The sequence below is a fragment of the Nocardia sp. NPDC056952 genome (assembly GCF_042674185.1).
In the GTDB taxonomy this organism is placed as follows: domain Bacteria; phylum Actinomycetota; class Actinomycetes; order Mycobacteriales; family Mycobacteriaceae; genus Nocardia.
The window spans coordinates 132,878-139,724 of sequence record NZ_JBHURA010000011.1 but is presented as its reverse complement, the minus strand read 5'-3'; the positions used below and the strand labels follow the sequence as shown (position 1 = coordinate 139,724).

The window sequence follows — 6,847 nt, the reverse complement described above, 5'->3', positions numbered from 1 at the left end:
CCGTATCTTCAAGCTACTCTACCGCCTTGGAGGTTGTGCCGCTCACCGCTAACCTCGGTTCCCCCCCCCCCCCCGCGGGGCCCCCCCCCGGCGGGGTTGGCGCCCCTCGTGGCGTAGCGGGAACGCGAGTTACGCGTTGACCGTCACAGCGTCATCGGCGATCGAGTAGCTGATCGAGCCGTTCTCGAAGTGGCTGATCTTGCCGCCTTCGATGTCCTGCTCGTCGGAGGTCGGGTAGCCGAACCGGCCGCCCGCGCCGCCTTCGGCTTCCCATGCCTGACGGATGGCGCCGTACACGGTCTTGGCCCCGGTCGGGAGCTTGAAGTAGATGACGCCGCCGGTGAATTCCTGGAACTTGCCACCGTTGGGGGCGTCCTGCTCTGCCGAGGTCGGCTCACCCAGCGGGCTGGACGCGCCACCGGCTTCGTTGTAGTGATCGCCGATAGCCCCAGTGACTTCGAATGCCATGTCGAACAATTCCTTTCACGCAGTAACAATTGGCCTAGCGGCCGCGACGCTACCGTGCGATCGGCCGTTCTCGGCGGCGACTCGCGGGAGATTCACAATCTGGTCACATCTTATTAGCCAGCGATTCGCTCATGGTCGATGACCGAAACCGGCGCGGCATCGGCTAGCGGCGGTGTGCCCTGCTGTCTCACCGCGATCACGGCGGTGTCAGTGAAAACGCTGGACGATAGCTTCGGCGATCGTGCCGGGCTCGTGTTCGGGGATGAAATGCCTGGCGTCGGGCAGTTCGAGGACCCGATGGTCGGTGAACGTGTCGCGCATCCGTGGCAGGAACGAGGCGGGGCGGAACGCCATGTCCTTCATGCCCCAGACCAGCAGCGTCGGTGTAGCGCCGAGTCGAGCGGGCACATCGGTGGACAGCTGCTCGAGGAAGGGACGAGCGGCCAGGATCTGCCCGGGCATGGCGGCGATTCCGCGTCTGGCTTCGGGGGAGGGCTGCACCTCGCGGTAGTGATCGGCCTCGGCCTCGCTGATCGTGTTCCGGAGCTCGCCGAGCAGGAAACGCTCCACGAGAAGGTTGTCGCGCAGGATCCGCCGCTGCATCGGCGAGCTGCTCATGACCCGGCTGAACACTTTCTGCGGCCAGGTGTCCGTCGGCCACAACAGGGTGTTGCCGAGCACGAGTCCGCGCACCCGATCGGCTCGATCGGCGCCGACCGCGGACCCGATCGGCCCGCCCCAGTCCTGGCCCATGATCACGAACCCGTCGAGCCCGAGATGGTCGACGAGCTCGCCGATTACCGCGGCGTGCTCGGCGATCGTGTAGCCGTATCCCGGGGGCCGTTCGGACAGTCCGAAGCCCAGGTAGTCGACTGCCAGGCACCGGAACCGGTCGCCGAGCTCGCCGATGATCTTGCGGTAGAGAAAACTCCAGGTGGGGCTGCCGTGGCAGAACAGGATGGGGATCCCGGAGCCTTCGTCGATGTAGTGCACGCGGCCCGCCGACGATTCGAACCAGCGGGATTCGAAGGGGTACAGCGCCTTGTCCGGCGTGAAATCGATCAGCATCGCATCCATCCTGTCCTCGGGCTCCGAACCGACCCTACGGCCGAAAACCGCAGCGATTCAATGCCTTCGGTGGATCTGCGATGAGGTGGTGGTCACCGTGACGTCGGCCACCGGGTCGGCGTCCGTGGCAGTCGGCAACCGTCGTGTCACCGAGGGGGAGCCTGCTTGCAACTCGATGTGAACACTGTCGCGGTGGGATCCGGCTCGCGACGACCACCTGTGGCAGCATCGGCCCTATGACCGAGCCCGTCATCGCGACCCCGCTGCCCGACTGCCCCGATATCGAGCAGGCCTTCGCGATGTCGTGGCCGGTGCGACTCGGCGATACCGATGGGGACGACCGGCTGCGGCTCGACGCGGTGGCGCGCTACCTGCAGGACATCGGGTTCGATCATCTCGACGCGGTGGAAGACGGCGACACCCATCAGGCGTGGATCGTGCGGCGCACGGTGATCGACGTGTACGAGCCGATCATGTTCGGCGACCGCGTCCAGCTACGTCGCTGGGCCGACGCGCTCTCGAATCGATGGTGCGACATGCGCATTCGGTTGCGCGGGGAGAAGGGCGGGCACATCGAGGCCGCGGCGTTCCTGATCCACATCGACCCCGTCGCCGGCCGTCCCGCGCGGATGAGCGACGCGTTCATGGCGCCGATGCTGGCCAGCACCACCGAACATCGCCTGCGCTGGAAAGCCGCGCTCGCCGAACTCGACGTCGCGGAGGTGGAGGAGGTGCCGTTCCCGCTGCGCGTCACCGACGTCGACCGGCTCGGCCATGTCAACAACGCGGTGTACTGGGAGGCCATGGAGGAAGCGCTCGCCGCGCACCCGGACCGTCACCGGTTGCCGTACCGGGCGATCGTCGAACATGTCGGCCCGGTGATGATGGGCGACAAAGTGGTGTTGCGGACGAGTTCGCAACCCGACCGCCTGCGCGTCCAGGTCGACGTCGACGGTTCGGCCCGCGCCCTCGCTTCGGTGGAACCCCTGACCGGCGGTGCGTCGCGGTAGTGAACGGATTCAGCGCTCGCGGGCGACGAGCCGCGCCGACCCGCCCGCCAGATCCACCTGATCCCGCGGCGGGGCACCCTCCGACGGGTCCTCCCGGTGCATCAGCGTGCTCTGCCGCTGTTCGAACTCGTGGTGCTTGGAGCCCTGGAACATCGCGGTGAGATGTTCGAAACCGGTCGCCGAGGCGACGGTGCCGCCACGCTTGCGCGTCCACGGGAGGAAACGTGTCCCGGTGACCCGGTTGATCGCCACCTCGACGAACGCCAACAGGATCAGCAGACACGCGAGCCCGGGAATCGTCATCGCCATGAGCAGCCCCATGCCCGATACGGTACCCATCGCCGTCGCCGGGGTCGATGTTACCGATCCTGAGCTGCGGTGATGGTACTCACGGGTAGACACTCCGGGCAGTGAACCAGGTTGCGGTTTCGCGACGACCGCCCTATTCTCGACTGCGTGCCGAATCCCGCCCGCTGTGCCGCGCTGCTAGTCGCTGACCGCGACCTCGCGGTCGCTGCTGCGCAGACCGCGCAGGAAGCCTCACGGCGAATTCTTCTCGTAGTAACCCGCCGTAGCGGGGTCTGATTCGGACCAGCCCCTACGCTGCGGGCTGCTTTTCATCGTTCTGCTGGTCCCACCTGCCAACGAAGACATCTTCGGGAAGACCTCACCTGCAATGACGCTGACACTGGACCATGCCCTGTTCGCCGCTGCCCCCAAGGGCCTGCGCGCCGAGCTCACCGACCTCGACCCCGCCGCCTTCCTCGACCGGTACACCCGCGCCGACGGATCCATCGCCTTGCGCGAATGGTCTTGTTCCGGAACGGATTTCACCGCCACCCTGGAATTCGCCGACCACCTGCGCACCGTCATCGCCGCCGGCAGCCCCGTTGCCGCGATGACCTCCGCGCTCTACGACGAGGGCTACCCCCTCGAGATCCTGCACTTCCATCAGCGCCCGACCGCCGACGGCACCGCCACCTTCATGCAGTGCGAGTTCAACGGCAGGCGCGGCTGGGCGGTGGCCACCGCCGCCGACAGCGCGGAATCGACCGTGCGCGCCATGATCGCCGGCGTCAACCTGCTCGCGGGCTGACACCACCCGGACACGCACAAGGGCCCGTTCACTCGAAAGGTGAACGGGCCCTTCGTGTTCTCGGCGCCGGGCTATTCGGCGGGCGAGGATTCCTGCTGCTCGGCGATCTGCTTGCGCACCTCGTCCATGTCCAGATCCTTGATCTGGGTCACCAGGTCCTCGAGCGCGGCGGGCGGCAGCGCGCCCGGCTGCGCGAAGACGAGTACGCCCTCGCGGAAGGCCATGATGGTCGGAATCGACTGGATGTTGGCGGCCGCGGCGAGTCCCTGCTCGGCCTCGGTGTCGACCTTGCCGTAGACGACGTCGGTGTGCTTTTCCGACGAGGTCTCGTAGGTCGGTGCGAAACTGCGGCACGGACCGCACCAGGAAGCCCAGAAATCGACGAGGACCACGTCGTTTCCGGTGATGACTTCGTCGAAGTTCTGCTGGGTCAGCGTCTGGGTGGCCATGACGTCCTCTCCTTGTCGGTGTCCTCGGCTGTAACGCCGCGGCGTCCCACTATCTTCCCCCGATCACGATTCGCTCCTGCCGCGCCTCCCCGTCCCAGCGGCGAATCCCCACGATGAGCGACCGGAAATCGGTGTCGGCCGCGACCGTCCGCACCGCGTCGCCGAGCCGTTCGGGGGGCACTCGCCGCGCCAGGGTCACGTGCGGTGTCCACGCGCCGGGAGCCATGGTCGCCGGTACGCCGGGGCAGGGTGAGACCACCTCGCTGACCCGGCGATGCAGGGCGAGCAGGTCCGCGGTGACGACGACCGCCCTGACCAGGATCGGTCGGCGCGCCCCGAAGACGAGCAACCCGCCCAAACGGATCGGCAGCGGCTCGAACGCGAGCCGCTCGAGCGCGTGGTCGATGCGCGGCCAGATCTCGCGCGCCACCGCGACGGTGATGTGCGGCCGTGCGGTCCCGGGGTGGCGGTTGCCCAGGCCTGCTTCGGCAAGAACCGCCCATTGCCTGCGGATCTCCGCCTCGCCGCCCTCGTCGAGGAGCAACTCCACCGACTGCACCATGATCTGCAGAAACTAGTCGCTGCGGCGTGTCCGCACCGCCCACTCGCTCGATCCGGTCCGGACACGCGCGAGGATGGGGGAGTGAACGGTGTGAAGGCGAACCTGCGACTCGGTGTGATCGACGGCGACGGAATCGGCCCCGAGGTGGTGGCCGCGACCCGGGCGGTCGTCGACGAAGCGATCGGCGCGGCCGGGCTCGCCCCGGTGGAGTGGGTGCCGCTGGTGATCGGGCACGATGCGATCGCCGCCTTCGGCAACCCGCTGCCGGAGCAGACGCTGACCGCCCTCGAGGATTTCGACGCCTGGATCCTCGGCCCGCACGACAATGCCTCCTACCCGTCGGACATGCGCGTGGCGCCGGGCGGCGTCATTCGCAAACGGCTCGGGCTCTACGCGAACATCCGCCCTGCCGCCGCCTTCGCCGGCGTGCGCGCGATGGCGCCCGACATCGATCTGGTGATCGTCCGGGAGAACAGCGAGGGCTTCTACGCCGACCGCAATATGTTCGCCGGGTCGGGGGAGTTCCGTCCCACCGAGGACGTGGCGATGGCGGTCGCGGTGATCACCCGCAAGGCGTGCGAGCGGATCGCGCATCAGGCGCTGCGGCTCGCGCAGGGCAGGCGCAAGCGGGTCACCGTGGTGCACAAGGCCAATGTGCTGCCGATGACGACCGGCCTGTTCCGTGACGTCTGTTACGCAGTGGCCGAGCAGTATCCGGACGTGACCGTCGACGACGAACACGTCGACGCGATGGCGGCGCACCTGGTGCGCTCACCCGCCGAGTACGACGTGATCGTCACCGAGAACCTGTTCGGCGACATCCTCTCGGACCTGGCCGGTGAACTCAGTGGCTCGCTCGGCATGGCCGCCTCGCTCAACTGCTCCGACACGCGCGCGATGGCGCAGGCCGTGCACGGCGCGGCGCCCGGTCTGGCCGGGCACAATCGGGCCAATCCCGCCGCGCTGCAATTGTCGGCGGCAATGCTGTTGCGCTGGTTGGCAGTTCGTGACGACAATAGTTCGCTCCATGATGCCGCCGACCGTATTACCCGCGCGGTGGCGGCGACGCTGGCGGCCGGAATCGCGACCGCGGATCTCGGCGGTCTGGCTTCCACCAGCGAATTCACCGAGCAGGTACGGGCCCGCGTGCACCGGAGGTGAAGGGACCCCTTTCACATTGGCTGATTAATCTTCGGTTACTGTCGCACCACGCTGTGTCCGGTTCGCATACATTGCCAAACAGGCGCTGACACGTGGCCGGCGTCGACGTGAAATGTGGAGGCTCCTTTGTCTGTTCGAACTGTCCTCGGCCGTGGCGCCGTGCGGCTGCTGTGTACCGTCGCCGGCGGTGCCTTGTTGTTGACCGGCTGCGCCGAGAACACCGAGGGCGACGGCGCCTCGGTGAACAAGGTGTCGGCGGAGAAGGTCGACGCGCTCGCCGCGGCGGTCCCCGACAAGGTGAAGCAGGCAGGCAAGTTGGTCGTCGGCGTGAACGTGCCGTACCAGCCGAACGAGTACAAGGACGCGAGCGGCAAGATCGTCGGCTTCGATGTGGACCTCCTCGACGCCGTCGCGAGCACCCTCGGACTGAAGGTCGACTATGTCGAATCCTCGTTCGAGAAGATCATTCCCGCCATTCAGGCCGGGACCTACGACGTGGGTATGTCCTCGATCACCGATTCGCGCGAACGCGAACAGCAGGTCGATTTCACGACCTATTTCTCCGCGGGTATCCAGTGGGCCCAGCAAACCGGTAAAGCGATCGATCCGAACAATGCGTGCGGCAAGAAGGTCGCCGTACAGTCCACTACGGTCGAGCACACCGACGAGATTCCCGCCAAGAGCGCCAAGTGCGTCGCCGAAGGTAAGCCCGCCATCGAAATGAAGGCATTCGACGAGCAGAGCGCCGCGACCAACGCGTTGGTGCTCGGCCAGGTCGACGCGATGTCGGCCGATTCCCCGGTGACCGCGTACGCGATCAAGCAGAGCGAAGGCAAGATCGAGGCCGCGGGCCCGCTGTTCGATTCCGCGCCCTACGGCTGGGCCGTGCAGAAGACCTCCCCGCTGGCGGCGGCCCTGCAGAAGGCGCTGCAGCACCTGATCGACAACGGCAAGTACGGCGAGATCACCACCAACTGGGGTGTGCAGGACGGTCAGATCAAGACCTCGGTGATCAACGGTGCAGTGAGCTGAC

General features: G+C 67.0%; 9 protein-coding genes. 4 read left to right on the top strand and 5 right to left on the bottom strand.

The window, feature by feature from the left end; genetic code table 11:
* Positions 1 to 129: 129 nt before the first annotated feature.
* On the bottom strand, positions 130 to 468 hold the full coding sequence (locus ACFTS5_RS29120; RefSeq protein WP_101463459.1) for an LGFP repeat-containing protein: 339 nt from the start codon (positions 466 to 468) through the stop codon (positions 130 to 132).
* Positions 469 to 675: 207 nt separating this feature from the next.
* The gene (locus ACFTS5_RS29115; protein ID WP_378637146.1) at positions 676 to 1,536 is read right to left on the bottom strand and encodes a haloalkane dehalogenase; all 861 of its coding nucleotides are present in this window, start codon (positions 1,534 to 1,536) and stop codon (positions 676 to 678) included.
* A gap of 236 nt (positions 1,537 to 1,772) precedes the next feature.
* On the opposite strand from ACFTS5_RS29115, the gene ACFTS5_RS29110 reads away from it, so the two are divergent.
* On the top strand, positions 1,773 to 2,546 hold the full coding sequence (locus ACFTS5_RS29110) for an acyl-[acyl-carrier-protein] thioesterase (RefSeq protein ID WP_378637144.1): 774 nt from the start codon (positions 1,773 to 1,775) through the stop codon (positions 2,544 to 2,546).
* Positions 2,547 to 2,555: 9 nt separating this feature from the next.
* On the opposite strand, the gene ACFTS5_RS29105 is transcribed toward ACFTS5_RS29110, so the two are convergent.
* Positions 2,556 to 2,867, bottom strand: a complete 312-nt coding sequence (locus tag ACFTS5_RS29105; protein ID WP_378637141.1) for a DUF6191 domain-containing protein — start codon at positions 2,865 to 2,867, stop codon at positions 2,556 to 2,558.
* Positions 2,868 to 3,222: 355 nt separating this feature from the next.
* Here ACFTS5_RS29105 and ACFTS5_RS29100 point away from each other — a divergent pair, with 355 nt between their 5' ends.
* The gene (locus ACFTS5_RS29100) at positions 3,223 to 3,642 is read left to right on the top strand and encodes a 2-keto-3-deoxygluconate kinase (RefSeq protein ID WP_378637139.1); all 420 of its coding nucleotides are present in this window, start codon (positions 3,223 to 3,225) and stop codon (positions 3,640 to 3,642) included.
* A gap of 71 nt (positions 3,643 to 3,713) precedes the next feature.
* Here the strand turns inward: ACFTS5_RS29100 and trxA are convergent, their stop codons facing one another.
* Positions 3,714 to 4,091: a thioredoxin gene (gene trxA, locus ACFTS5_RS29095; protein WP_056824580.1), complete on the bottom strand. Its 378-nt coding sequence runs from the start codon at positions 4,089 to 4,091 to the stop codon at positions 3,714 to 3,716.
* 49 nt (positions 4,092 to 4,140) lie between these two features.
* On the bottom strand, positions 4,141 to 4,653 hold the full coding sequence (locus ACFTS5_RS29090) for a 2'-5' RNA ligase family protein (protein WP_378637136.1): 513 nt from the start codon (positions 4,651 to 4,653) through the stop codon (positions 4,141 to 4,143).
* An 81-nt stretch (positions 4,654 to 4,734) separates the two neighbouring features.
* Here ACFTS5_RS29090 and ACFTS5_RS29085 point away from each other — a divergent pair, with 81 nt between their 5' ends.
* Entirely contained in the window at positions 4,735 to 5,814 is a 1,080-nt protein-coding gene (locus ACFTS5_RS29085; protein WP_378637133.1) for an isocitrate/isopropylmalate dehydrogenase family protein, read from the top strand.
* Between the two features lie 126 nt (positions 5,815 to 5,940).
* Positions 5,941 to 6,846, top strand: coding sequence for an ABC transporter substrate-binding protein (locus ACFTS5_RS29080; RefSeq protein WP_378637131.1), 906 nt, complete (start codon positions 5,941 to 5,943; stop codon positions 6,844 to 6,846).
* The last annotated feature ends 1 nt before the right edge of the window (position 6,847 follow it).